The organism is Rhizobium sp. AN6A (genome assembly GCF_900215635.1).
Lineage (GTDB): Bacteria > Pseudomonadota > Alphaproteobacteria > Rhizobiales > Rhizobiaceae > Agrobacterium > Agrobacterium tumefaciens.
In genome coordinates this window covers 1024713-1049884 of the sequence record NZ_OCNC01000004.1, presented here as the reverse complement: position 1 = coordinate 1049884, position 25172 = coordinate 1024713, and the positions used below count along the sequence as shown (strand labels likewise).

Below are 25172 nucleotides of genomic sequence, written 5' to 3'. Positions count from 1 at the left end.
CGAGTCGGACCATGAAGATAAACGGCCAGAGTGTTTCACGTGAAACACAGGAGAGGCTCGAGCATTTCGTCGAGCTTTTCAAGAAGTGGAACAAAACCACAAATCTGGTGGCGCCTTCGACTCTCACTGAGCTCTGGAGCCGGCATGTGGCCGACAGTGCACAGATATTTCAGCTCGCCCCTCAACCGCAAAACTGGATTGATCTGGGAAGCGGCGGCGGTTTTCCGGGCGTCATTACAGCGATTTTTCTCGCGGAACTGGGTGATGGTTGGGTCGATTTGGTGGAGAGCAACAATAAAAAGGCTGCGTTTTTGCGAATTGCGCTGAAGGAAACCGGCGCTAGAGGCGCGGTTCATCCAGTCAGAATTGAAAAAGCGCCTGAAACAGTTGAAAATTGCGATATGGTTTCGGCGAGAGCCCTCGCCGAGATGGATTTACTTTTCGAATATATTCACCCGTGGGCACAGAATAATCCAAATCTCAGGGCATATTTTAATAAAGGCAGGGATTATGAATCCGAACTGCAGAAAGCGCATGGCCGCTGGCAGTTTGATCTGATAAAACACCAGAGTGCCATTGAGGCAGATTCTGTTGTTCTTGAAATCAGTAACCTCACTAAGAGGCACTGACGAGCTGGTCAGGTGCGGTATGACTTCTGAAAAAAACCGGATTATCGCAGTCGCAAACCAAAAGGGTGGCGTTGGCAAAACAACGACAGCCATCAATCTGGCTACCGCGTTGGCGGCTATTGGTGAGCGTGTGCTGATCATTGATCTCGATCCGCAGGGTAATGCCAGCACAGGGTTGGGAATCGACCGCAAAGAGCGCAAGCTTTCTTCCTATGATCTTCTGGTGGGTGATCATACAGTTGCCGAAGTTGCGGTTCCGACAGCAGTTCCGAACCTCGATATCGTTCCGTCGACGATGGATCTTCTCGGCTTTGAGATGCAGGTTGCGAATGTTGCCAACCGCGTCTTTCTTTTGCGTGCCGCAATGGAGACGCAGGAAGCCAGAGACTATTCCTATATTCTGGTCGATTGCCCGCCCTCTTTCAATCTTTTGACCATGAATGCCATGACCGCCGCCCATTCGGTGCTGGTACCGTTGCAGTGCGAGTTCTTTGCGCTGGAAGGTCTTAGCCAATTGCTGGATACGGTCAGTCAGATACGCGGCTCCGTCAATCCACAACTTGATATTCAGGGTATCGTTTTGACGATGTTCGATGCGCGCAACAATCTTGCGCAGCAGGTGGTTTCCGATGTGCGGACGCATCTGGGAGAAAAGGTTTACCACACTCTCATTCCGCGCAATGTTCGGGTTTCCGAAGCGCCGTCTTATGGTAAACCGGCAATTCTTTATGATCTGAAATGCGCCGGCAGCCAGGCTTATTTGCAATTGGCTTCCGAAGTGATCCAGAGAGAGCGTCTGCGCAAAGCTGCCTGACGTTTTGCCGGACTATATGGAGTAATATCTTATGAGTGATGATCTTTCCAAGCGTCGACTCGGACGCGGTCTTGCGGCGTTGATCGGCGAAATGGATCAGCCTGTGCCGGTGGGTGAACCGCAACGCGCCGTTAGTGCGGATCGCGCCATCCCGATCGAGTTCATCGCTCGCAGCCAGAGAAACCCACGTCGTCACTTTGACGAGAATGAGTTGCAGGATCTCGCCGCATCCATTCGTCAGCACGGGATTGTTCAGCCTGTGGTCGTGCGGACGATTGGCGTCAACCGTTACGAGATCATCGCTGGTGAACGGCGCTGGCGCGCGGCACAGCTGGCCGGTTTCACGGACGTTCCTGTCATCGTTCGGGATGTGGACGACCGCACGGCTCTGGAGCTGGCTATTGTCGAAAACGTCCAGCGTTCCGATCTCAATCCGCTTGAAGAAGCCATGGGCTATGAGCAGTTGATCGCCGAACATGGCTACACCCAGAACGACCTCGGTGAAATCATCGGCAAGAGCCGAAGCCATGTTGCAAACAGCCTTCGTCTTCTGAAACTCCCCGATCCGGTTCGGGACATGTTGGCGGATGGTTCGCTTTCCGCTGGCCATGCGCGCGCGCTTGTTTCCACTTCCGATCCGTCAGGTCTGGCTCGAACTATCGTTTCCAAGGGTCTTTCGGTGCGTGATGCCGAGCGCCTGGCGCAAAACGACATCAAGTCGCAGGGTGACGTCTTGGAGAAGCGGCCTTCGGCTGAGAAGGATTCCGATACGGTTGCGCTCGAACGCAGCCTGTCGGATGCTCTCGGTCTGGACGTGAAGATCAGCCACAAAGGCGGATCGGGACAGATCCGCATCGGATACCGCACGCTTGAGCAGCTGGAAGCCGTGTGCCGGCTTCTGGAGCAAAAATAAGCAAGTATTTGTTTTAATTGATAAAATACCCGCGTTTGGCGGGTATTTTTATGCCGTGGTGCTCAAAAGTCGATGGCGCGGCCGTTTATTTCGTAGTCACCGAAACGAACGGGTTCAGCACCGCCGCGACCGCCGGTTTCCTGCGGCAATTGAAGATCCGCCTGTTGTTTGCGCCGTTCTTCCGCTTCCTTCAACGCACGTTCCGCCGCCGGCGAAAGCCGCTTGAGCATTTCCGCGCCGTTGTCATTATCCGCATCCTGCATGAGTAATCCTCCCTATGACGGGATATTGAAATATGTTTGCCGTCCACCAGATTATATAAACAGATGGGCTTTATAAACCCCGGAATATTCCCTGAATGGTGACAAGGAGAATTTGACATATGAACATGATGCGCACGGCAATGCTTCTGGCCTTCATGACGGCATTGTTCATGGGTGTCGGTTTTCTGATCGGCGGTAAGGGCGGCATGATGATCGCCTTGCTTATTGCCGCTGGTATGAATCTTTTCTCCTACTGGAATTCGGACAAGATGGTCCTCTCGGCCTATCGTGCACGCGAGATCGATGAGGCGAATGCGCCTGAATTTTTCCACATGATCCGCGATCTCTCGCATAATGCCGATCTTCCGATGCCCAAGGTTTATATTTATGACAGCCCGCAGCCAAACGCCTTCGCGACGGGAAGAAATCCGCAGAATGCCGCCGTCGCCGCCTCAACGGGCCTGCTGGAGCGCCTCACCCCTGAAGAAGTGGCTGGCGTCATGGCGCATGAGCTGGCCCATGTGCAGAACCGCGATACGCTGACGATGACTGTGACCGCGACGCTGGCAGGCGCCATCTCCATGCTCGGCAACTTCGCGTTTTTCTTTGGTGGCAATCGTGAAAACAACAATAATCCGCTGGGCTTTATAGGCGTACTGGTTGCGATGATCGTGGCGCCGCTTGCCGCGATGCTGGTGCAGATGGCCATCAGCCGTACCCGGGAATATTCTGCCGACCGGCGGGGCGCGGAAATTTGCGGCAATCCGCTCTGGCTCGCTTCGGCACTGCAGAAAATTTCAGGCATGGCACAGAGCATTCATAATGAGGATGCGGAGCGTAACCCGGCGACGGCGCATATGTTCATCATCAATCCCCTGTCCGGTGAGCGCATGGACAACCTGTTTTCCACGCATCCGAATACGGAAAACCGGGTGGCCGCACTTCACGCCATGGCACAGGAGTTTTCCCCGCGAGGATCGACGCCAGCGCCATCGAGTGATAGACCTCAGCGCAAATCAGGCTCCGTTCCCAATACGGGCTGGGGACGAGGCAAAGAAAACGAGCGCAAGGGACCGTGGTCTTGACATCCGATACTCAAAATAAGCCGTCGCGGTCTAAAAAACCGGGACAGGACCATGCAAGGGGCCGCGAAGACGGCCCTTCGTCTTTCCAGGATAAACCCGGCCTTGCTGCACGCGTTGCCGCAACCCGCATTCTGGCCGCCGTTCTGGAAAAGAAAACATCGCTGGACGGTATGCTGGACAGCGAAAACGGCAATCCCGTCTATCGCGCGCTATCCCTTGCGGACCGGGCGCTGGTGAGAGCGATCGTCAACAGCGCGCTTCGCCACCTTCCGCGTATCGAAGCGGCTTTGTCGATGCTGCTTGACGGACCGTTGCCGCAGGGCGCCCGGTCGCTTCATCACGTCCTTGTCGTTGGCGCAGCGCAAGTGCTTCATCTCGATGTCCCCGATCATTCTGCGGTCGATCTTGCCGTGGAACAGGCCCATCGCGACCCGCGCAACAGGCGTTTTGCCAAGCTGGTGAATGCCGTTCTCAGGCGATTGGGCCGGGAAAAAGCAGAAATCGAAAAGGCGATCGCGGATGTGCCCGTGCTGCCGGACTGGTTCTACGCTCGGCTTGTTTCGGCTTACGGAGATGAGGTTGCCAAACGGATTTCCGAAGCGCAGTTGACGCCCTCTTCCATCGATCTCACAGTGAAGACTGATCCGGCGGTCTGGGCGGAAAAGCTGGGCGGTACGGTTTTGCCGAATGGCAGTGTCCGTCTCGGTGAATTCGAAGGCCAGATTCCCTCGCTTGAAGGCTTTGCCGAGGGTGCCTGGTGGGTTCAGGATCTCGCGGCCAGCATGCCTGTGAAGCTGATGGGCGATATTTCCGGCAAACGTGTTGCAGATCTCTGTGCAGCTCCGGGCGGCAAGACCGCCCAGCTCGCGCTTGCTGGCGCGAAGGTGACTGCCCTGGACCAGTCCGGCAATCGTCTTCGACGCCTCAGGGAAAATCTCGACCGGCTTGGTCTTCACGCCGAAACCGTTGAAGCCAATATGCTGAAGTACCAGCCGGAACAGCTTTTCGACGCCGTTCTTCTGGATGCCCCCTGCTCGTCTACCGGCACGTTGCGTAAACATCCCGATGTCTGCTGGACGAAGGACGAGAATGATATTGCCAAGCTTGCCGCTCTTCAGGGCCAGATGTTGCGACACGCGCTCACGCTGGTGGGGGCCGGTGGCATTGTGGTGTTTTCCAATTGCTCGCTCGATCCCTCTGAAGGCGAAGCGATGATTGCGCAGGTCCTGGCGGAAAACCCGGACTTCGAGCGTGTTGCCGTTCGCAAGGAAGATTGGCCGGGAATGGAAGCGGCCGTCACTGCCGAAGGCGATCTTCGTACAACGCCGGATATGTTCGGCGGCATCGACGGGTTTTTTAGCAGTGTCTTGCGTAAGAAGTAGAAAAAAGCCAAGCTTCCGCGAATCATTGGATAATTGCCGATACGTTCCGATCATCACGGTTCACTCATAAAAACAAAACATGTGAAACGGGAAACACAGCTTGTCAGGGTCCTTTGCAGGCAGCATCAATGCCGCCGGTCTTCTCTCGCGGATGGCGTATCGTCATCTGTGTGTGGGCCTTGCTCCTTTGCGCCTGCGCATATCTCGGTTTGCCAATCGCGTTCCCGATGGTCTCGTGGCGGCGCCGACTGATCTGAGGGCAATCGATCCGTATTTTGCCGAGGAATTGCTGCGGGGCCGGATTGCGCTCGCCGGCCGCGTCGTCGAAACCGGCGGTCTATCGCCATTTCAGGTGGACTATCCCTCGCTGGTTTTTGAAGAGCGGCTGCATGCATTCGGCTGGCTGCGGCATATCCGTTCCGACAGATCGAGTGAGGCCAGCAAGCGGGCGCGCCGTATCGTCGCCGAATGGATGACTATTCATGGCAAGCGGGTTGCGGGGATCACCTGGTCTCCGGAGATCGCGGCACAGAGGCTGATTGCCTGGCTGTCCCATTCTCCCGTCGTTTTACATGAGGCCGACGCGGGTTTTTATCGCCGTTTCCTCAAAAGTCTTGCGTTTCATGTGCGTTATCTCGACAGGATCGTCAAACATGCGCCGGATGGCGAAGCGAGGCTGCGGATCAGGATTGCGCTGGCCGTCGCGTCCATCGCCATGCCGACCCGCCTGTCCCATATTACTCGACACGGAATGAAGCTGGCGCAGGAAATGGAACGCCAGATTCTTCCAGATGGCGGGCATGTTTCCCGCAATCCGCGGGTCATGCTGGATTTGCTGCTCGATCTTTTGCCGCTTAGGCAAAGCTACATCAATCTCGGTCACGATCTGCCCTCAGGGCTGGTGCCGGCGATTGACAGGATGTTTCCGGCCATCCGGTTTTTCCGCCACCAGGGCGGCGATCTGGCGCTGTTCAATGGCGCCACCGCCACGCTTGCCAATGAACTTGTGTCGGTACTTCGTTATGATGAGACAGCCGGCCGGCCGTCCAAAATGCTGCCGGATGTGAATTATCATCGTCTTGCAACCGATGAGACGGTCATCATCGTGGATACTGGTCATCCAGGCTCGGCGGAGCTTTCGCGCAACGCCCATTCCGGCTGCCTGTCCTTTGAGATGTCCTGTGGCAAGAGCCGGTTCATCGTCAATTCCGGCTTCCCGAAAAACGCAGCACCCGAATATCAGCGGGCGAGCCGCTCGACGGCGGCCCATTCAACGGTCACGCTGGCCGACACGTCGTCTTGCAGACTGTCCCGCTCGAGACTGCTCGGGCCGATCATGGTTTCCGGTGTCAGTCAGGTGGAGAGCCGCCGCGGAACGGATGCAAATGGCAATGATGTCCTGTGGGCGTCGCATGACGGTTATTTGCAGAATTTCGGTTGCTATCACGATCGGGAAATTGAGCTGAATGCTGCCGGTACGAAGATAAAGGGCCGTGATCTGCTTCGGGCCGACGAGAATGTGGTGAAGGCCCAATTGCGATCCATATCGGCTGTATCGCGGTTCCATATCCACCCCCACATCCAGCTATACCAACAGGACGAGGAGTCGGTTTATCTGGAGGCAGCGGATGGAACCACCTGGCTGTTTTCGGCGCCGGGACTGGAGCTTTTCGTGACCGAGGATGTCTTTATGGCGGATGCATCCGGCATGCGGCCTTCGCAGCAGATCGAGCTGCCGTTCAATCTGGCGAATACGCGGGAAATCCGCTGGATCATCGAACGCAAGGCGTAGAGGATTCCTGGCGGGTTTCAGGCAAAAACCGCCATAGTTTTCGCCGTTCTGCGTCCCCGCTGTTTATTAATATGGCAAGCTGTGTTAACGCGGCGGCAATTGCTGGATCAATCCCAGTCCAGCCTGTCCTCCCCGTTAAACGGAGTATGCCCGATGGCTGTCGTTTCCAAAAAAATCCCCGCTCCCGATAAAGTCAAAATCCGTACAGCCCTTCTTTCCGTGTCTGACAAGACGGACATTATTGAGCTGGCAACTGTCCTGACCAAGCTTGGCGTCAAGCTGCTGTCGACGGGCGGCACGGCAAAGGCCATCGCTGACGCGGGATTGTCGGTAACGGATGTTTCCGATGTGACCAATTTCCCGGAAATCATGGATGGTCGCGTCAAGACCCTGCATCCCAACGTGCATGGTGGACTTCTGGCTATTCGGGATGATGCGGATCACGTCGAGGCAATGAAGGCTCACGGTATCGAGGCGATCGATCTCTCCGTCATCAATCTCTACCCCTTCGAGGAAGTTCGCGCCAAGGGTGGCGACTACCCCACGACGGTCGAGAATATCGATATTGGCGGCCCGGCAATGATCCGCGCTTCGGCCAAGAACCATGCTTATGTCACTGTTGTCACCGATCCGTCCGACTACCCTGCGCTGGTGGAAGCCCTGCAGGCCGATGACGGTCAAACCTCCTACGCGCTGCGCCAGACCTTTGCCGCCAAGGCATATGCCCGCACCGCCGCTTATGATGCGGTGATTTCCAACTGGTTTGCTGAGGCGCTGGCGATCGAGACGCCGGATTATCGTGCCATCGGCGGTGCGCTGAAGGAAAAGATGCGTTACGGCGAGAACCCGCACCAGAGCGCCGGTTTTTACCTGACTGGCGAAAAGCGCCCCGGTGTTTCCACGGCGACGCTTCTTCAGGGCAAGCAGCTTTCCTATAACAACATCAATGATACGGATGCAGCCTACGAGCTGGTAGCGGAATTCCTGCCGGAAAATGCGCCGGCTGTAGCGATCATCAAACACGCCAACCCCTGTGGTGTTGCGACGGGTCCCACACTTGCAGAAGCCTACCGGCGCGCGCTGGCATGCGATTCCGTTTCGGCCTTCGGCGGCGTCATCGCCTTGAACCGCACGCTCGATGCGGAAACGGCAGAAGAGATCGTTAAGCTCTTCACCGAAGTCATCATTGCACCCGATGTGACGGAAGAGGCCAAGTCCATTATCGCCCGCAAGCCCAATCTGCGCCTGCTGGCAGCCGGTGGCCTGCCAGATCCGCGCGCGGCCGGCATTACGGCCAAGACGGTTTCCGGTGGTCTTCTGGTTCAGAGCCGTGACAACGGCATGGTCGAGGATCTGGAGCTGAAGGTGGTCACCAAGCGTGTGCCGACACCTCAGGAACTTGAAGACATGAAGTTTGCCTTCAAGATTGCCAAGCACGTGAAGTCCAATGCGGTGATCTATGCCAAGGACGGCCAGACGGCAGGTATCGGCGCCGGACAGATGAGCCGGGTGGATTCCGCCCGTATTGCAGCCCAGAAGGCGGAAGATGCGGCCAAGGCGTTCGGCCTTGCTGAGCCGCTGACGCGCGGCTCTGCCGTGGCTTCCGAAGCGTTTTATCCCTTCGCCGATGGTTTGCTCGCAGCTATCGCCGCAGGTGCCACCGCAGTCATTCAACCTGGTGGTTCCATGCGCGATCAGGACGTGATCGATGCGGCCAATGAGCACAATGTGGCGATGGTCTTTACCGGCATGCGTCACTTCCGCCATTAAGCAGAAACGGCGCAGAGAATTTAAAAGGCCCGGGAAGTGATTTCCGGGCCTTTTGTTTCACGTGGGACAGTCTGATGCACTTATTGGAAGAGGGTCAGGTAACCGCGCCCACCTGCCACGGCACAAATTCATTGTCGCCGTAGTCGTAAATCTCGCTGACGGTCTTGTCTCCCGAAGCGACCGCGAGAATGTGTTCGAAAATTCGTTTGCCGGATTCCTCGATGGTTTCCGCGCCGGTAACGATCTCGCCGCAGTTGAGGTCCATGTCTTCCTTCATGTGCTCGTACATTTCGGAATTGGTGGCGATCTTGATGCAGGGTGCCGGCTTGAACCCCGATACAGAGCCGCGACCGGTGGTGAAACAGATGACGTTACAGCCGCCGGCGACCTGGCCGGTGACGGCAACAGGATCGTAACCGGGCGTATCCATGAAGACGAAGCCCTGTTCGGTAACGGTTTCCGCGAATTCGTAGACCGCCTTCAGTGGCATGGAGCCGCCTTTGGCCACTGCGCCCAGCGATTTTTCCAGAATGGTGGTCAGTCCACCAAGCTTGTTGCCGTGGGATGGGTTGTTGTTCAGCTCATCGCCGTTGCGAGCGGTATAATCCCGCCACCAGTCGATGCGCTGCAACAGCTTTTCGGCAACCGCAGGCGTGACGGCTCGCTTCGTCAGCAGGTGTTCAGCGCCGTAAATCTCCGGCGTTTCGGAAAGAACCGTTGTGCCGCCGTTGCGCACGATGAGATCGGATGCATATCCCAGGGCCGGGTTTGCCGATATGCCTGAGTAACCATCCGAACCGCCGCATTCCAGCGCGACCTTCAGTTTCGAAAGCGGCTGTTCAGTCCGCTGGGCAGCATTGACCATTGGCAGCATCGCCTTGATCTCGGCAATGGCGGCATCGATCGTTTTGCGTGTGCCGCCGTGCTGCTGGATGGTCATGGTGCGCAGCCGTTCGCCCTCTTCCATCTTGTAGTGTTCGAGGATGGGGGCGATCTGGTTGGTTTCACAGCCAAGGCCGATCAGCAGAATACCGCCGAAATTCGGGTGGCGGGCATAACCCTGAATGGTGCGGATCAGAAGACGATAACCTTCCGATTTCGTATTGAGCGCGCAACCGCCGCCATGGGTCAGTGCCACAACACCGTCGACATTGTCGAACCCTTCAAGGCCGCCCTGCTTGTTGAAATAATCGGCGATGTAACGCGACACGGTGGCGGAACAGTTCACGGATGCGATGACGCCGATATAGTTGCGTGTGCCAACGCCACCGAGACCCCGGTCAAAACCCTTGAAGGTCCGGCGCTCGCCCTCGGGCAGCATGCCTTTTTCCTCGATATCGACACTGAACTGATGCGTGTGTTCGGAAGGCACCATGGCGAGATTGTGCAGATGCACGTGCCGGCCAGGCTCGATATCCTGTGTCGCGATGCCGATCACCTGTCCGTATTTCAGGACCTCGTCTCCGGATCTGATAAACGTCAGGGCCACCTTGTGGCCGCGTCCGATCAGCTCCCGGGCTGTCAGATCGCCTCTGCCCGTCGCACCACCGGCGGGTATCGACCGGCGTGCCACCGCGACATTGTCGTTGGCGTTCAGCAAAATGGTTGCCTCGGAATTCTCACTCACGGGTTTTTCTCCTCCCCGGTACATTGCCTGCTATGTTTTGAATTCAGCCGTCTACCCAGCGTCTCTTGGAACCTTCCAGATGGGTATGCATGGCCGCCTGCGCCAGCAGCGGATCTTTCAACTCAAGGGCCGCCAGAATTGCTTCGTGCTCCTGAAGGGCGTGGGTCCAGGTATCGCGATCCTCAAATTTCACGCGCAATTGTGCCGAAATCGGGCTGTGGCGCTCATCGAAGAGGTTTGCCACCAGCCGGGCCAGAACACTGTTGCCGGATTGTTCGGCAATGGTGACGTGGAAAAGCCGGTCCTGATCGAGAGGTTTGCGCGCGGCCTCGATTTCCTGCTGCATCGTATTGAGAATCTGGCGAAGGCTTGCAATCGTTTCATCGGTCATGCGGCTCGCCGCCAGTACGATTGTCGCGCCTTCCAGCGCTGCGCGCGCCTGCATCAGTTCGGACGGGCTGTCGCCCAAGGATTTGGTGTTGTGGGTTGTCTGAAGGGCCTCGGCGGAGACATAGACACCGGAACCCATGCGGATTTCGACGGTGTTGTCGATTTCAAGCGCAATCAGTGCCTCGCGCAGTGACGGTCTCGAAACCCCAAGCTTTTGTGCCAGTTCCCGTTCGGCGGGAAGTCGCGTTCCGGGCAGAAACTCTCCCAGATCGATCAGCTCGCGTATCTGGTCCGCAATCTGCTGATAAAGCCTGCGTGGTTCCGCTATTTTGGCCTGACCATTCATGTGTTTTCTGACGAACCTTGTCTGTTATCTGAATTTGGCCTTACCGTAGCGGCAAGCGCATCAATACGCAAGAAATTACTTAAATACATGAATTTACAATATTATTTCAATAAGTTTTTCGAGATGATTTTGCATGTATCAGAAGCGGGACTCAAATTTTGGGCTAATTGGCTTGACCATTTTAAAAAACCGGCCTAACCATTTGGCTCATTATTGCCCCCGGTGGAGCGGGGAGCGCGGGTGGAGGTTTCTTGATGTCGCAGGGCGCATCGACAATTCGAGGCGATTTTTCGCCTGAGGAGACGGCGCGCGGCCTTGGTTCAGGCCTCCTGCGTCTCGAAAACATCAGCAAGGAATTTCCGGGCGTCAAAGCGTTGTCGAATGTGCATTTCGACTTACGCAGCGGCGAGGTTCACGCTGTCTGCGGCGAGAACGGAGCCGGAAAATCCACCTTGATGAAAATCATCAGCGGCGTTTACCAGCCAAGCGACGGAACCATCCTGCACAAGGGCGTCAAAGTGCAATATGCATCGCCGCTGGAATCCGAAGCCGCCGGCATCGCCATCATCCATCAGGAACTCAACCTCGTTCCGCATCTTTCCGTTGCCGAGAACATCTATCTCGCCCGCGAGCCGCGCCGTGGTTTCCTTGTCGACCGCAAGAAGCTGCGGCTTGATGCAAAGCGCTGTCTCGATCGGCTCGGCGTCGATATCGACCCTGACCAGATTGTCCGCGGCCTCTCGGTCGCCCAATGTCAGATGGTGGAAATTGCCAAGGCGCTTTCCCTGGATGCTGAAGTCCTCATCATGGACGAGCCGACCTCCTCGCTGACCGAGCAGGAAACGCGGCTGTTGTTCAAGGTGATCCGCGATCTCAAGGCTTCTGGCGTCGGCATCGTCTATATCTCCCACCGGCTCGATGAAATGGCCGAAATCGTCGACCGCGTGACGGTTCTGCGGGACGGACGCTATATTTCGACCGACGATTTTGCGTCGATCACCGTTGACGATATCGTCACGCGCATGGTCGGGCGTTCGCTGGAGGAGAAGTTCCCGGAACGCACGTCGCGCCCTACGGACGACGTTATTTTCTCGGTGGAAGGGCTGACGCGCAAGGGTGTGTTCCACGATGTCGGTTTTTCGCTGCGGCGCGGTGAGATTCTCGGCTTTGCCGGACTGATGGGTGCGGGTCGCACGGAAGTCGCACGGGCGATCTTCGGAGCCGATCCTCTGGATGCTGGCAAGGTCGTTTTCAACGGGCGTGAGCTTTCGATCAGTTCCCCGCGCGATGCCATCGAAGAGGGTATCGCTTATCTCTCCGAAGACCGCAAAAGCGATGGTCTTGCCATCAAGATGTCGGTTGCGGCCAATACGACGCTTGCCAATATCGGCGAGGTCTCCAACCGCTTCGGGCTGATTGACTTCAAGAAGCACGACGATGTCGCCAGACGTTACGTCGATCTCCTGAACATCCGTACCCCTTCGATCGAACAGACGGTGCGGCTGCTTTCAGGCGGCAATCAGCAGAAAATCATCATTGGCAAATGGCTGTTCCGGCAGTCGCGCGTGCTGTTTTTCGACGAGCCGACGCGCGGCATCGATGTCGGCGCAAAATTCGCGATCTACAAGATCATGGACGAGCTGGCTGCACAGGGCATCGGCGTCATTCTCATCAGTTCGGAACTGCCGGAAATTCTGGGATTGACGGATCGTATCGCCGTTTTCCACCAGGGCCGGATCACGGGCGTGCTTGAGACCGCCAAGACCAATCAGGAAGAAATCATGCGGTACGCGTCCGGTTACGGCCGGGCCGCGCAGTGAGGAACGACATGGCTAATATTGCAGAACCCAAGAAGAGCTTCGCTTTCAGCGACCGCCAGAAGGACATCATCCAGAAGTTTGCGGCTCTTGGCAGTCTCGTTGTGCTGGTTATGGTGTTTTCCGCCACCAGCAGCGCCTTCTTCTCCGTCAACAATGCCATGACCATTGCGCTTCAGGTAACCTCCATCGCCCTTCTCGGCATTGGTGCGACCTGCGTCATCATCACCGGCGGCATCGATCTTTCAGTTGGTTCGGTGCTTGCTCTGGCCGGTGTCGTTGCCGCGCTTGCGGTGAAGGAGTTGGGTATGCCGGTGCCGGTCGGCATGCTACTCGGCATTCTGACGGGGTCACTTTGCGGTCTTATCAACGGCCTCATGGTCACGCGCTTCAAGCTGCCACCGTTTATCGCGACACTCGGCATGATGTTGATCGCCCGTGGTGTGGCGCTGCAGATCACCGGCGCGCGCGCGGTTTCCGGCCTCGGCGAATCCTTCGGTGAACTCGGCAACGGCGCCCTCTTCCGCATCGTCAATATCGGTGATGACGGTTTTCCGAACGTGGTGTTTCCGGGCATTCCCTACCCCGTCATCCTGATGGTGGTGATTGCGCTTGCGGTTTCCTTCATGCTCAACCGCTCCATCCTCGGCCGTCACATCTATGCCGTCGGTTCGAATGCGGATGCTGCGCGTCTGTCCGGCGTGAACGTCGCACGCGTCACCAATTTCACCTATATCCTGTCCGGTACACTCGCCGGGTTGACGGGTTGCGTGCTGATGTCGCGCCTCGTTACCGCCCAGCCGAATGAGGGCGTGATGTATGAGCTGGATGCCATTGCCAGCGCCGTTATCGGCGGCACATCGCTCATCGGCGGCGTGGGTACGATTTCGGGCACGGCCATCGGCGCCTTCGTCATCGGCATCCTGCGCAACGGTCTTAATATGAACGGCGTATCCGCCTTCACGCAACAGATCATCATCGGCCTTGTCATTCTGGTCACCGTCTGGATCGACCAGTTGCGCAATCGCCGCTGATACAGGGCTGCGGACCCTATCCGCAAACAAGATCGGCACGGGAGGCCCGGTATGCCGACATTACGGAGGAAGAAATGAACAAGCTTACGACCGCCCTTCTGACATCCGCAATCGCGCTGTGGAGCGTCTCCACCGTGCAGGCCGGCGAAATCGCCGTCATCGTCAAGACCGTCAACTCCACCTTCTGGCAGAACGTTCAGAAGGGCGCCGATGCGGCGATGAAGGACTCTGCCGGCAACACCATGACCTTCCAGGGTCCGGCTTCTGAATCGGCCATCGCCGATCAGGTCAACATGGTTGAAAACGCCGTAAACCGTAAGGTTTCGGGTATCGTTCTTGCTCCTTCCGATCCTGATGCGCTGGTTCCGGCTGTCAAGAAAGCCTGGGAAGCCCGCATTCCCGTGGTTCTGATCGACTCGCAGCTCGCCAAGGGTTCCGAGCAATATTACCAGTCCTTCCTGGCGACGGATAACAAGAAAGCCGGCGAACTGGCTGCTCAGGCGCTGATCGACAAGGTTGGCAAGGAAGGCAAGATCGCCGTGATGTCCTACGTCGCCGGTGCCGGCTCGGAAATCGGCCGCGTCGGTGGTTTCACCGACTATATCCAGATGCATTCCAACCTTAAGATCGTAGGTCCGTTCTATTCGCAGTCGCAGATGGCGACGGCGCTGAACCAGACAACCGACGTTCTGGCCGCCAATTCCGATCTCAAGGGCATCTTCGGCGCCAACGAACCCACCGCAATTGGTGTAGGCCGCGCACTTGCCCAGACCGGCAAGGCTGGCAAGGTTGTCGGCATCGGCTTTGACGGTAACCAGGACCTTCAGGGCTTCGTCAAGGACGGCACGCTGGCCGGAATCGTCGTTCAGGGTTCGTATCAGATGGGCGAAAAGGGCATCCAGACCGTTTCCAAGCTCATCGGCAAGGAAAAGGTCGAGAAGTTCGTCGACACCGGCGTTGTTGTTGTCACCAAGGACAATATCGAGAAGCCGGAAGCCAAGAACGTTCTTTATTAATGCATGATGGCGCGCCGCTTTGTGAGCGGCGCGCCTCACAAATTTTAGAAGCGGGATTTCAGTCAATACCGCATACGGTTTTCACCATCCGCTCTACCGAAAAATTCAGGAAGCCCTTGCGATGAAAGTCTCCGATACACGTAAATTGCCGCGCCGTGCCGTTGAAGTCACGGTCATGGGCCTTGGTTGCGCCCAGATGGGTAATCTCTACCGCGTCACGCCCTACGAGGAATCCAAAGGCGCGTTCGACAAGGCATGGGAAAGCGGCATTCGCTATTTCGATACCGCACCTTTTTACGGTTACACGCGTTCGGAGCGTCGTCTTGGAACCATGGTGACGGAGCATGACCGAAGCGAATACACGCTCTCCACCAAGGTCGGTCGCGTCATGGTTCCCGATGAAACGGTTGGCCCGGAAGAGGACGCCTACATTGCGCCGCTGCCTTTCCGCCCGGTCTATGATTATTCCTATGACGGTATCCTGCGCTCCTTCGAGGCGAGCCAGCAGCGGCTCGGCGTTCTGAAGCCGGATATTCTTTATGTGCACGATATCGGCTCTTTCACGCATGGCGAAAAGCACCAGCACTACTGGGAGCAGCTGACCACCGGCGGCGGCTTCAGGGCACTCGGCAAGCTGCGCGAGGAAGGGTCGACGGGCGCTATCGGTCTCGGCGTCAACGAGTGGGAAATCGTCGGCGACGCCATGGATGTTTTCGACATCGACGTTGCCATGCTTGCTGGCCGTTATACGCTTCTGGAGCAGCAGAGCCTTGCCTTCATGAACCGCTGCGCGGAAACCGGCGTTGCGATCGTGGTCGCCGGTGCTTTCAATTCAGGTATTCTGGCAGGCAACCGCAAATTCAACTATGCCGATGCGCCTGCCGACATCATCACGCGGGTGGATGCGCTTCAGGGCGTTTGTGACGACCTTGGTGTTTCGTTGCAGGCGGCTGCGCTGCAGTTTCCGCTCGGGCATCCGGCTTCGGTCACGGTCGTATCCGGCGCGCGCAATGCGCAGCAACTTGCCGCAAATATCGAATGGTTCGAACAGGCTGTTCCGGACGAATTCTGGTCGGAGCTGCAAAAGCGTGGCCTGATTTCCGAAGGCGTACCTGTGCCTGGCACAAAGGCCTGAAGCGATGATCATCGATGCCCACCAGCATTTCTGGCTGATGAAGGATCGCGCCGGGCAATGGCCGCCACCGTCTCTGGCTGCCATCTACCGGGATTTTCTTCCGCAGGATCTGTCCCCTCTGCTGGAAAAGGCCGGGGTTTCCGGCACGGTACTGGTGCAGACGATGGAAAGTGCGGCCGATACGGATTTCATGCTCGATCTGGCTGGCAGCACCGATTTCATCAAGGGCGTGGTCGGCTGGGTAGACATGAAGTCCGCGGATGCTGCGGCGGAAATCGCCCGGCGGGCAAAAAATCCGGCCTTCAAGGGCGTACGACCGATGCTGCAAAGCATGGACGATGTGACCTGGATCGACGATCCGGCGCTCGATGCCGCCGTGGATGCGCTGGTGAAACATGCACTGGTGTTCGATGCGCTGGTCCTGCCGCCGCATCTGTCGCATCTTCTCGCCTTCGCGCGCCGCCATCCGCAATTGCCTGTCGTCATCGATCACGGGGCGAAGCCGCTTATCGCCACGGGCCAATATGGCGACTGGCGCAGGGACATGGCAGCTTTGGCGGCCCTTCCCAACCTCCATTGCAAGCTGTCCGGCCTGTTGACCGAGCGTGGCGAGCAGAGACCGGAAGCCGTCAGGCCCTATGCCGAAACCATTCTGGAACTGTTCGGCGGCGAACGCGTGATCTTCGGCAGCGACTGGCCGGTATTGCGGCTGGCTGGCGACTATCAGGAATGGCTGGACTTCTGCCGCGAAATCGTGCCTGAGCACGATCATGCGGCCGTCTTTGGCGGTAACGCCGTTCGTTTTTATTCCCTTCGCAACAGGTGATGCATGCTGGCGATTTTCTGCGAGACCCCCGGTCAACTTGTCCCCAAGGAACTACCAAAGCCCGCCCGTGGCGAAGGTGAAGTGCTGGTGCGTATTCGTCGCATAGGTGTCTGCGGAACGGACCTGCATATTTTTACCGGTAATCAGCCCTATCTCTCCTATCCGCGTATCATGGGCCACGAGCTTTCCGGCACGGTGGAAGAGGCGCCGGAAGGCAGCCATCTTTCAGCGGGCGATGTCGTTACCGTCATACCCTATATTTCCTGTGGTGAGTGCAGCGCCTGCCGTAAAGGAAAGAGCAATTGCTGCCGCAACATCGGTGTGCTCGGCGTTCATCGCGATGGCGGCATGGTCGAATATCTGAGCGTTCCTCAGCAATTCGTGCTGAAGGCCGAGGGCTTGAGCCTCGATCAGGCGGCAATGACCGAATTTCTGGCGATTGGCGCGCATGCCGTGCGTCGTGGGTCGGTGGAAAAGGGTCAGAAGGTCCTGATCGTCGGTGCCGGTCCGATCGGCATGGCGGTTGCGGTTTTCGCCGTTCTCGATGGCGGTGAGGTAACGATGATTGACGGGCGCACCGACCGGCTGGATTTCTGCAAGGACCATCTCGGCGTTGCCCATACGGTGACGCTTGGCGAGGGCGACAAGGATCGCCTGTCTGATATCACCGGCGGTGATTTCTTCGATGCCGTTTTTGATGCGACCGGTAATCCTAAAGCCATGGAGCGTGGCTTTTCCTTCGTCGGCCACGGTGGTTCCTATGTGCTGGTTTCCATCGTTGCCAGCGATATCTCCTTCAACGATCCGGAGTTTCACAAGCGCGAAACCACGCTGCTCGGCAGCCGCAACGCCACGCCGGAGGATTTCGAGCGGGTGTTGCAGGCGCTGCGGGAAGGCAAGGTACCGGAGGCACTCATCACTCACCGCATGACACTTGCCGATGTGCCTTCCAAATTCGCCGGGCTGACCGATCCGAAAGCCGGAGTCATCAAGGGCATGGTGGAGGTCGCATGACGACCGACACACCCATCCTGCAATTCGGTACCAGCCGCTTTCTTCTGGCGCATGCGGATTTGTTCATTTCGCAGGCGCTGGAAAAAGGCGAGGCTCTCGGGCGCATCGCAATCGTCCAGACGACCGGCAATGCGGAGAGCCTGAAGCGTGTGGCAGCGTTGAACGATGGCACGCCCTATCCGGTGCGCATTCGCGGCATTCGCGACGGGCAAGAGGTGGACGAGGAAATTCCAGGCAAGGCTGTCGCGCGCGCGCTGACGGCGGCGGCCGACTGGGCCGAGGTGCGGCGCATCGCCTGCGGGGCTGAGGTCATTCTGTCCAATACGGGTGACCGCGGTTATGAGCTGGATTCGTTCGACGGACCGGGTCTTGCCGACGACTTCACGCTTGTGCCAAAGAGTTTTCCGGCAAAGCTCTGCCTGTTGCTGCTGGAACGTTTTCAGACCAATCCGGAAGCCCCTGTATCGATCTTTCCTTGCGAGCTTGTTCCGCGCAACGGCGACCGGTTGAGAGAGGTTGTTCGCCAGCTTGCCGACGAATGGCAGTTGCCGGCGGGTTTCGGCTTCTACCTGAATGAGAAATGCCGTTTTGCCAACAGCCTTGTGGACCGCATTGTTTCCGAGCCGATCGATCCGGTTGGCGCAGTTGCCGAGCCCTATGCGCTTTGGGCAATCGAGAAGCAGGAGGGCCTTGTTCTGCCCTGCACCCACCCTGCGGTGGTGCTGACTGATGATCTCGACCACTATGAAAAGCTGAAGCTGTTCCTGCTCAATCTTGGTCATTCCTATCTGGCGGAACGATGGTTGCGGGATGCCCGTGCGAAAGACGAGACGGTGCGGCAGGCAATGGCCGACGATGCGCTCTCGGGAGATCTGGAAACGCTCTGGCGGGACGAGGTTCTGCCGGTCTTTGCCGCAGAAGGCATGGGAGAAGAAGCGCAAGCCTATATCCGTGCGGTGCGGGAGCGTTTCATGAACCCCTTTCTCGCCCACCGGCTCGCGGACATTTCAGGCAATCACGATGAAAAGAAACGCCGTCGTTTTGTCCCGGTCATCGCTGCGGCGGAACGTCTGGGGTTAAACCTGCCGCAGCAGAAACTGCGTGCGGCGCTCGCCACCATCAAGCAATAACGGAGTTTTGTATGCAGCGCATGGGAATGGTCATCGGCGTCAAACCGGACATGATTGCGGAATATAGAAGACTGCACGCCGCCGTCTGGCCCGAAATTCTGGCGCTCATCAGCGATTGCAACATCCGCAACTACACGATCTTCCTGCGCGAACCGGAAAATCTGCTGTTCGGATATTGGGAATATCACGGCACCGATTTCAGCGCCGATATGGCGAAGATGACGGCAAGCCCAAAGAACCAGGAATGGTGGTCTTTCACCATTCCCTGCCAGCAACCACTCGAAAGCCGCAAGGAAGGCGAGTGGTGGGCAATGATGGAAGAAACCTTCCACCACGACTGAATGATTTCCTTTGACACTGACCGCGAGTGAACGGCCATGACCAAAATTACTGATCTGCGAGTTTTCGACCTGCGTTTTCCGACCTCCCAGAGCCTTGATGGTTCGGATGCGATGAACCCCGACCCGGATTATTCGGCGGCTTACGTCATTCTCGACACCGACGAACCGGAACTGAAAGGTCACGGACTGACCTTCACCATTGGCCGCGGTAATGAGATTTGCTGCATGGCCATCAAGGCGATGCGCCATCTGGTGGTGGGAACCGATCTGGCGACGGTCACCGAGAACCCCGGCAAATACTGGCGCCACCTGACTGGTGATAGCCAGCTGCGCTGGATCGGCCCGGACAAGGGCGCGATGCATCTCGCCACCGGCGCTGTCGTCAATGCTGTCTGGGATTTGCTGGCCAAAAAGGCGGGCAAACCCGTCTGGCAGCTTGTTGCCGATATGAGCCCGGAAGAAATCGCCGATATCGTCGATTACCGCTATCTGACTGACGTGCTGACGAAGGACGATGCGCTTGCGATCCTCAAAAAAGCCGAAAGCGGCAAAAAGGAACGTATCGAGACGCTGAAGAACGAAGGCTACGCCTGCTACACCACATCAGCCGGCTGGCTCGGTTATGACGACGCCAAGCTGCGCCGTCTTTGCCAGGAAGCGATCGATGCCGGTTTCAACCATGTAAAGATGAAGGTTGGCCGTGATCTCGAAGACGATATCCGCCGCCTCACCATCGCCCGCGAGGTGATCGGCCCCGACCGTTATCTGATGATCGACGCCAACCAGGTGTGGGAAGTGGATCAGGCGATTGATTGGGTCAAGCAGCTTGCCTTCGCCAAGCCCTTCTTCATCGAGGAGCCGACCAGCCCGGACGATGTCGCCGGCCATCGCAAGATCCGTGCAGCCATCGGCTCCGTGAAGGTGGCGACCGGAGAAATGTGCCAGAACCGTATCATGTTCAAGCAGTTCATCGCCGAAGGTGCAATCGACGTGGTGCAGATCGACAGCTGCCGTATGGGTGGTCTCAACGAGGTGCTGGCCGTTCTGTTGATTGCTGCCAAATACAATTTGCCGGTCTGGCCGCATGCCGGTGGCGTCGGCCTTTGCGAATATGTGCAGCATCTGTCGATGATCGACTATCTCGTGGTTTCCGGCACCAAGGAAGGCCGCGTGATCGAATATGTCGACCATCTGCACGAGCATTTCATCGAACCCTGCGATATTCGCAATGCCGCGTACATGCCGCCGAAGCTGCCCGGTTTCTCCATTGAAATGAAGCCGGATTCTATCGCGACCTACACGTTCAAGGGATGATTGAAGGATAACAGCGCTTCCGTGAGGCGCTGCCACTCCTCTTCGCTGCCGGGAAGGCCGAAACGCATGTCGTTCGGCCTTTCATCAAAAATGCGCACCAGAATGCCGTGCCGGCCAAGGTGATCGAACAGTTCTTTGGCCCGGTGGTCCCGCACCAGGGTAAACAGGGACGTACCGCCGGCAATCTTCAGGCCTACTTTTTCCAGCAATTCACTCAAGCGCTGTGCTTCTGCCGCAAGACGGAGGCGCATGGATGATTGCCATTCCCTGTCCGCCAAAGCCTGCGTCGCGATATTGAGCGCCGGCCCGGATACTGCCCAAGGGCCAAGCCTTGCCTCCAGTTCCGCAGCGATGTCGGGATGCGCAAGCGCAAAACCGAGCCGGACCCCTGCCATGCCGTAGAACTTGCCGAAGGATCGCAGCACCACCAGCGCGTCGCGCCCTGCGGCATTTGCAAGACTTTCCGTATGTCCTGTCTCGATAAAGGCCTCGTCTACGACAAGCAGGCCGCCTTTGCGGCGCATCGCCTCGGCCAGCGACAACAAAGCTTCTCGATCCGTGACGCGACCATCGGGGTTGTTGGGATTGACCACCACCGCATAGTCGTAAGCTGACAGATCACTGATATGGTCTACCTCGGTCACTGTCAGTCCGGCCATGCGCGCGGTGCGGGCATGTTCGGCATAAGCGGGGGAGAGCACGGCTCCGCTTTTCGCTCCGCGTTCGAGTGCCAGGTGAGCCAGCAATGGCATCAGCATCTGGGTGCCGGGGGACAGTGCCATATGCCCTGCGGATGGTGCGCCGAAAGAGGCGACGGCGAGCCTTTTCAATTCTTCGGCTGCGTCAGGCTCCGGCAGGCGGGCAAATGCGCTGGCGGGAACGGGAGAATGCGGGTAGGAGTGCGGATTGATCCCGGTCGACAGGTCGATCCACGGTTCCGGCGCTTCAGGAAACATCAGACGCGCCTTGCCGAGATTGCCGCCGTGAGGGATCGCAGCCTGCGCCTTTTCCGGTACCTTATCGCCCATGTTCTTTGCTCTCGCTTTTCTGTCGCTCTTGATCGAACGCCTGACTGGATATCCGGACTGGCTGTTCAAACGCATCGGTCATCCCGTCACCTGGATCGGTTCGCTTATCGCGCTGCTGGACAAAAAATGGAACCGGGAGAGTGCTTCATTTTCGCAGCGCAAGGTGGCAGGCGTCGTGGCGCTTTCCGTTTTTCTGGCGCTGACGGTGCTTGTTGCATGGTTAGTGCAATCGGTTCTGCTTTTATTGCCCCTTGGTTTGTTGCTTGTTGCGGTGCTTGGGGCGTCACTTCCGGCCCAAAAAAGTCTGGAACAGCATGTGGAGGCTGTCGCCATTGCGCTGGAACGCGAGGGGGTGGACGGCGGGCGCAAAGCTGTCTCCATGATCGTCGGGCGCGATCCGCAGGCGCTGGATGAGGCGGCAATCTGCCGGGCGGCGATTGAAAGTCTGGCTGAAAATTTCTCTGACGGCATTGTCGCCCCTTCCCTCTGGCTTGGTCTTCTGGGGCTGCCAGGCGGTGCGGGTTATAAGGCAATCAACACGGCCGACAGCATGATCGGTCATCGCTCGCCACGCCATGAGGCCTTTGGTTGGGCGTCGGCCCGGCTGGACGATCTGGTCAATTTGCCGGCATCGAGACTGAGCGGCGGTCTTTTCGTGGTCGCCGCGTTTTTCGTGAAGGGTGCATCACCGAAAGGGGCTATTGCCGCGATACGCCGCGATGCGCGGCATCACCGCTCTCCCAATGCCGGCTGGCCGGAGGCGGCATTGGCCGGGGCACTGGGCTTTGCGCTGGCAGGGCCGCGCTCCTATGGCGGGCAGATGATCGAGGCTCGTTTCATGGGCGAAGGCGGAAGAGCGACACTGGTTGCTGGCGATATTCGCACGGCGCTCAGGCTGGCGAGGATCGCAGACTTCTTGCTGATCGCGCTGTTCGGATTGCTGGCGATCCTTATCGCGCTATAGAAAGCAGCCTGTCGAGATCGAGGTGGTTCTCCATATGGGCCGCCAGGCGATCAAGAACGGCATCCACCTGCGCATCGTAGTTCAGTTGCGTGCCCTGCCCACCAAGGCGCTCAAGCCACGCCCCGCGCTGGCGGTCATCCGCAAACAGGCCGTGGATATAGGTGCCTAAGATGCGGCCATCGGGCGAAATTGCGCCATCGTCATGTCCGTCAATGGTCGAAAATGGCAGGTTGCCCGCAGCACCCGTTGTTTCGCCAACATGCATTTCATAGCCGGATAAGGGAATTCCGTCGAAACTCTGTCCCTGGACGGAAACGAGCCTCTTGTCGCCGGTCAAAACCGTCGTCACATCCAGCAGGCCCAACCCATCGACTGTCATTGGTGGTCCTTCGATGCCGTCAGGGTCGGCAACGGTTTTTCCAAGCATCTGGTATCCGCCGCAGAGACCGAGAACATAACCGCCGCGGCGCACATGTGCCTTGATGTCGATGTCGAGGCCCGCATTCTTCAGCACGGCGAGATCAGCTATGGTGGATTTCGAACCGCAGAGCAGAACCAGCCGGCAATCGGCGGGAATGGTCTCGCCCTGCCGCACTCGGATCAGCTCCACATCCGGCTCCATGTCGAGCGGATCCAGATCGTCGAAATTGGAAATATGCGGCAGGATCGGCACGGCAATGCGGATTTTCGCGCCGGGCTTTTGTTGCGCCGGGCCGGTAAGCCCAAGGGCGTCCTCCGCTGGCAATTTCGCAGCATCGGAAAAATGCGGCAATAGCCCGATGGACGCCCAGCCGGTCTTTTCCGCGATCATCTGCATGCCGTCTGAAAACAGCGTAGGGTCACCGCGAAAGCGGTTCACGATGAAGCCCTCTATCATCGCGGCATCATCGCGTTCGAGAACGGTTTTTGTGCCCACGAGGCTGGCGATGACCCCGCCCCGGTCGATATCGCCGATCAGGATCACGGGAGCATCTGCGGCGCGGGCAAAACCCATATTGGCGATGTCGTTGGCGCGGAGGTTGATTTCGGAAGCACTTCCCGCCCCTTCCACCAGCACCAGATCGGCCTGTTGTTTCAGGTGCTCGAAGCTCTCCAGCACACGCGGCATCAGCCCGGCTTTCATGTGCTGGTAATCGGCAGCCTTGGCATTGCCGACAATTTTGCCCTGTACGACGACCTGTGCGCCGGTTTCGCTCTGCGGCTTTAAAAGCACAGGGTTCATGTGAACCGACAGCGGAACGCCTGCTGCACGCGCCTGCAGCGCCTGCGCGCGACCGATCTCGCCGCCATCGGCGGTGACCGCCGCATTGTTCGACATGTTCTGCGGCTTGAACGGCATGACGGACAGGCCGCGCCTGACGAAGGCGCGGGCAAGGCCAGCCACCATCAGCGATTTGCCGACATCGGAGCCGGTTCCCTGAAACATCAGCACACGTGCAGTCATGTCAGTATTCTATCCCGGCCTGCGCCTTTACGCCCGCCTTGAAGTGATGTTTGACGAGGGTCATTTCCGTCACCATGTCGGCAGCGTCGATCAACGGTTGTTTGGCGTTGCGGCCGGTAACGATGACATGCAGATCGGGTCTACGGTTGGAAAGCGTTTCGACGACCTCTTCCAGCGGCAGATAATCGTAGCGGAGCGCAATGTTCAGTTCGTCGAGAACCAGCAATCCGATCGTCTCATCAGCCATCAGTGCTTTCGCTTCGTCCCAGGCCTTTTTAGCTGCCGCGACATCGCGCTTCAGGTCCTGCGTGTCCCAGGTAAATCCCTCGCCCATGGTGCGCCATTCCACCCTGTCGCCGAACAAAGCCAGGGCCTGCTGTTCACCCGTCGACCATGCGCCCTTGATGAATTGGACGACGCCGACCCGCCGCCCTGTGCCGAGCATGCGTAAAGCAAGACCGAAAGCGGCCGTGGACTTGCCTTTGCCAGGGCCGGTATTGATCATCAGCAGACCTTTTTCGATGGTCTTTTCCGCGACTTCGGCATCCTGAACCGTCTTGCGGTTGACCATTTTCTGCCGGTGGCGTTCGGCTTCGCTGTCGCTGATATCGCGTGTCATCGCGTTTTCCTTCTCGTCCAGCGGCGCGGGACCGTATGCCCCCGCCATTCGGAGCGGCGACTATACTCAATTTGCCGCACCCGGCAATCGACAAGCCGGCAGCATTGACCGTCACGCCCGTTCAGCCTAAGGGTAAGGCACTGACGGTCTTTTCCCGGCAACGGGAAAAGCTAAGAGGGAACACGGTTCCACCCCATACCGGGTCATTCCGTGGCTGCCCCCGCAACTGTAAGCGGTAAGCCCGCACTATGAAGCCACTAGACCATAAAATTGGTCCGGGAAGGTGGTGCAGGGTGTTTTAAAGCCGCAAGCCAGGAGACCTGCCGTTTCAGGAAAAAACGTCTGCCGGGCGGGGTGCTCCGGTCAGCCGGTCGAATTTATTTGCAGCCGCGCTTCTCAGTGCGCTGTTTTCGACATCCGCACCCCGATGAGTTTAAAGGCGCGGAAAGCGGAACGGTTTGGATATTACCACAACATCT

23 protein-coding genes and 1 riboswitch are annotated in these 25172 nt (G+C 57.9%); of the genes, 17 read left to right on the top strand and 6 right to left on the bottom strand.

Going from position 1 to position 25172, the window contains the following annotated elements:
* The first annotated feature begins 11 nt into the window (after positions 1-11).
* The 3 genes from rsmG to CRO62_RS17610 are packed head-to-tail and all read left to right on the top strand — an operon-like array spanning position 12 to position 2356.
* On the top strand, positions 12-629 hold the full coding sequence (gene rsmG, locus CRO62_RS17620) for a 16S rRNA (guanine(527)-N(7))-methyltransferase RsmG (protein WP_097101033.1): 618 nt from the start codon (positions 12-14) through the stop codon (positions 627-629).
* 19 nt (positions 630-648) lie between these two features.
* A complete protein-coding gene (locus CRO62_RS17615; RefSeq protein ID WP_097101032.1) occupies positions 649-1443 on the top strand; it encodes a ParA family protein in 795 nt (264 codons plus the stop codon).
* A gap of 31 nt (positions 1444-1474) precedes the next feature.
* Entirely contained in the window at positions 1475-2356 is an 882-nt protein-coding gene (locus CRO62_RS17610) for a ParB/RepB/Spo0J family partition protein (protein ID WP_097101031.1), read from the top strand.
* Positions 2357-2418: 62 nt separating this feature from the next.
* On the opposite strand, the gene CRO62_RS17605 is transcribed toward CRO62_RS17610, so the two are convergent.
* The gene (locus tag CRO62_RS17605; protein ID WP_003516384.1) at positions 2419-2619 is read right to left on the bottom strand and encodes a DUF1674 domain-containing protein; all 201 of its coding nucleotides are present in this window, start codon (positions 2617-2619) and stop codon (positions 2419-2421) included.
* Between the two features lie 119 nt (positions 2620-2738).
* On the opposite strand from CRO62_RS17605, the gene htpX reads away from it, so the two are divergent.
* The 4 genes from htpX (at position 2739) to purH (ending at position 8648) form a co-directional block, all read left to right on the top strand.
* Positions 2739-3704 (top strand): zinc metalloprotease HtpX, encoded by a 966-nt coding sequence (htpX, locus tag CRO62_RS17600; RefSeq protein WP_097101030.1) that lies wholly within the window; start codon positions 2739-2741, stop codon positions 3702-3704.
* A complete protein-coding gene (locus CRO62_RS17595) occupies positions 3701-5086 on the top strand; it encodes an RsmB/NOP family class I SAM-dependent RNA methyltransferase (protein WP_097103100.1) in 1386 nt (461 codons plus the stop codon). Before htpX ends, CRO62_RS17595 begins: the two co-directional genes overlap by 4 nt.
* Positions 5087-5237: 151 nt before the next feature.
* Positions 5238-6878, top strand: a complete 1641-nt coding sequence (locus tag CRO62_RS17590) for a heparinase II/III domain-containing protein (protein ID WP_097103098.1) — start codon at positions 5238-5240, stop codon at positions 6876-6878.
* Positions 6879-7031: 153 nt separating this feature from the next.
* Positions 7032-8648, top strand: a complete 1617-nt coding sequence (gene purH, locus CRO62_RS17585; RefSeq protein WP_097101029.1) for a bifunctional phosphoribosylaminoimidazolecarboxamide formyltransferase/IMP cyclohydrolase — start codon at positions 7032-7034, stop codon at positions 8646-8648.
* A gap of 94 nt (positions 8649-8742) precedes the next feature.
* Here purH and CRO62_RS17580 read toward each other — a convergent pair whose 3' ends face one another.
* Together CRO62_RS17580 and CRO62_RS17575 are read right to left on the bottom strand one after the other, a co-directional pair.
* Complete coding sequence (locus tag CRO62_RS17580; RefSeq protein WP_097101028.1) at positions 8743-10275, bottom strand: UxaA family hydrolase; 1533 nt, start codon at positions 10273-10275, stop codon at positions 8743-8745.
* 43 nt (positions 10276-10318) lie between these two features.
* On the bottom strand, positions 10319-11011 hold the full coding sequence (locus tag CRO62_RS17575; RefSeq protein ID WP_097101027.1) for a FadR/GntR family transcriptional regulator: 693 nt from the start codon (positions 11009-11011) through the stop codon (positions 10319-10321).
* A 254-nt stretch (positions 11012-11265) separates the two neighbouring features.
* Between CRO62_RS17575 and CRO62_RS17570 the strand changes: the two genes are divergently transcribed.
* The 9 genes from CRO62_RS17570 to CRO62_RS17530 all read left to right on the top strand — a co-directional run bounded on the left by CRO62_RS17570 (position 11266) and on the right by CRO62_RS17530 (position 20638).
* The gene (locus CRO62_RS17570; protein WP_013637002.1) at positions 11266-12831 is read left to right on the top strand and encodes a sugar ABC transporter ATP-binding protein; all 1566 of its coding nucleotides are present in this window, start codon (positions 11266-11268) and stop codon (positions 12829-12831) included.
* Between the two features lie 8 nt (positions 12832-12839).
* Positions 12840-13862, top strand: coding sequence for an ABC transporter permease (locus CRO62_RS17565; protein WP_003516396.1), 1023 nt, complete (start codon positions 12840-12842; stop codon positions 13860-13862).
* A 74-nt stretch (positions 13863-13936) separates the two neighbouring features.
* The gene (locus tag CRO62_RS17560; RefSeq protein WP_097101026.1) at positions 13937-14878 is read left to right on the top strand and encodes an ABC transporter substrate-binding protein; all 942 of its coding nucleotides are present in this window, start codon (positions 13937-13939) and stop codon (positions 14876-14878) included.
* 121 nt (positions 14879-14999) lie between these two features.
* The gene (locus CRO62_RS17555; RefSeq protein WP_097101025.1) at positions 15000-16013 is read left to right on the top strand and encodes an aldo/keto reductase; all 1014 of its coding nucleotides are present in this window, start codon (positions 15000-15002) and stop codon (positions 16011-16013) included.
* 4 nt (positions 16014-16017) lie between these two features.
* A complete protein-coding gene (locus tag CRO62_RS17550; RefSeq protein WP_097101024.1) occupies positions 16018-16839 on the top strand; it encodes an amidohydrolase family protein in 822 nt (273 codons plus the stop codon).
* Between the two features lie 3 nt (positions 16840-16842).
* The gene (locus CRO62_RS17545; RefSeq protein ID WP_025594697.1) at positions 16843-17853 is read left to right on the top strand and encodes a zinc-binding alcohol dehydrogenase family protein; all 1011 of its coding nucleotides are present in this window, start codon (positions 16843-16845) and stop codon (positions 17851-17853) included.
* Entirely contained in the window at positions 17850-18983 is a 1134-nt protein-coding gene (locus tag CRO62_RS17540) for a mannitol dehydrogenase family protein (RefSeq protein ID WP_097101023.1), read from the top strand. The genes CRO62_RS17545 and CRO62_RS17540 overlap by 4 nt, the downstream gene beginning before the upstream one ends.
* Positions 18984-18994: 11 nt before the next feature.
* Entirely contained in the window at positions 18995-19324 is a 330-nt protein-coding gene (locus tag CRO62_RS17535) for an L-rhamnose mutarotase (RefSeq protein ID WP_097101022.1), read from the top strand.
* Between the two features lie 36 nt (positions 19325-19360).
* Positions 19361-20638 (top strand): L-fuconate dehydratase, encoded by a 1278-nt coding sequence (locus CRO62_RS17530; protein ID WP_097101021.1) that lies wholly within the window; start codon positions 19361-19363, stop codon positions 20636-20638.
* On the opposite strand, the gene cobD is transcribed toward CRO62_RS17530, so the two are convergent.
* Positions 20620-21666: a threonine-phosphate decarboxylase CobD gene (gene cobD, locus CRO62_RS17525; protein ID WP_097101020.1), complete on the bottom strand. Its 1047-nt coding sequence runs from the start codon at positions 21664-21666 to the stop codon at positions 20620-20622. The two genes, CRO62_RS17530 and cobD, sit on opposite strands and share 19 nt — an antisense overlap.
* Here cobD and cbiB point away from each other — a divergent pair.
* Entirely contained in the window at positions 21665-22630 is a 966-nt protein-coding gene (gene cbiB / locus CRO62_RS17520) for an adenosylcobinamide-phosphate synthase CbiB (protein WP_097101019.1), read from the top strand. The two genes, cobD and cbiB, sit on opposite strands and share 2 nt — an antisense overlap.
* On the opposite strand, the gene CRO62_RS17515 is transcribed toward cbiB, so the two are convergent.
* Entirely contained in the window at positions 22617-24074 is a 1458-nt protein-coding gene (locus CRO62_RS17515; protein ID WP_097101018.1) for a cobyric acid synthase, read from the bottom strand. The two genes, cbiB and CRO62_RS17515, sit on opposite strands and share 14 nt — an antisense overlap.
* Position 24075: 1 nt before the next feature.
* Complete coding sequence (gene cobO, locus CRO62_RS17510; RefSeq protein ID WP_097103096.1) at positions 24076-24693, bottom strand: cob(I)yrinic acid a,c-diamide adenosyltransferase; 618 nt, start codon at positions 24691-24693, stop codon at positions 24076-24078.
* Between the two features lie 127 nt (positions 24694-24820).
* Positions 24821-25036, top strand: a riboswitch (cobalamin riboswitch).
* Positions 25037-25172: the final 136 nt, after the last annotated feature.